The sequence below is a fragment of the Streptosporangium sp. NPDC006013 genome (assembly GCF_040614275.1).
Taxonomy (GTDB): Bacteria; Actinomycetota; Actinomycetes; order Streptosporangiales; family Streptosporangiaceae; genus Streptosporangium.
The window spans coordinates 1-1112 of the sequence record NZ_JBEXUE010000984.1 but is presented as its reverse complement, the minus strand read 5'-3'; the positions used below and the strand labels follow the sequence as shown (position 1 = coordinate 1112).

The following is a 1112-nucleotide window of genomic DNA, read 5'->3' as shown; positions in this document are numbered from 1 at the left end:
CTGACATCGGCGTCTATTTTGCTCACCCGCATGCGCCGTGGGAGCGTGGAACCAACGAGACGCCCGCGTGGCCGAGCAGCCGCAGCAGCGCCTCGCCCGCGGTGGGCCGCTGGGTGGCGTCCTTGGACAGGCACTGCCCGACCAGGTCGCGCAGCGCCGGATCGGTGATCGCCCCCAGATCGGGTTCCAGGTTCATGATCCGGTTGAAGATCGCAGGCAGGCTGTCCGTACCGAACGGCGGCTGCCCGGTGGCCGCGAAGACCATCGTGCAGCCCCAGGCGAACATGTCGGCGGGTGAGCCCGCGTTCTCCCCCGCCAGTTGCTCGGGGGTCATGTAGGAGGGGGTGCCGATCGCCATCGCGGTCAGCGTGGAGGTGCGGTCGAGCGCCTTGGCGATACCGAAGTCGATCACTCGGGGGCCGTCGGGGGCCAGCAGCACGTTGGAGGGCTTGAAATCGCGATGGACGATTCCCGCCTGGTGGATCGCGACGAGCGCGGTGACCGTGCCGATCGCCAGGCGGTGCAGGGCCGCGCCGTGCCGGGGGCCCTCGGTGGCCAGGACCGCGTCGAGCGTCGGGCCGTCGATGTACTCGCTGACGATGTACGGGCGATGCTGGTCGACCCCGGTGTCGATCACTGCGGCGGTGCAGAAGGGAGCGACCCGCTGGGTCGTGCTGACCTCACGGACGAAACGCTCCATCGCCTCCTCGTCCTGCGCGAGGTCGGCACGGAGCAGCTTGACCGCGACACGGGCACCGGTCGGGGAGACCCCCAGGTAGACCGTTCCCTGGCCACCCTCGCCGAGCCGGGCGGTAAGCCGGTACTCCCGCACCTGCTCGGGATCCCCGGGCCGCAAGGACGCGAGGTCCGCCATGGTCACACCCTTCTTCCGTGATGAACTTCCGGACCCATTGTGGGGGCAAAGGGTCACAGGACGTGCATCAAACCGCAAGTCGGACGGACCTCGATAGCGCGTTCCAGACGGCCTTTCAGAATCCCCGCAAGGGGCGGAATGCCTTGCCCGAGAGCCGGAGACGATCTTGGGGAGGAACGGACCGGACAGGGCCCCGCCCGGCCGGCAGAACGGCTCAGAGGCCGGGCGCGCCCCAGAG

General features: G+C 69.4%; 1 protein-coding gene. It reads right to left on the bottom strand.

All coding sequences use genetic code 11. The features are described 5' to 3' along the window. Nucleotides 1-22 precede the first annotated feature (22 nt). Entirely contained in the window at nt 23-874 is an 852-nt protein-coding gene (locus ABZ260_RS51450; RefSeq protein WP_355633352.1) for a serine/threonine-protein kinase, read from the bottom strand. Nucleotides 875-1112 lie beyond the last annotated feature (238 nt).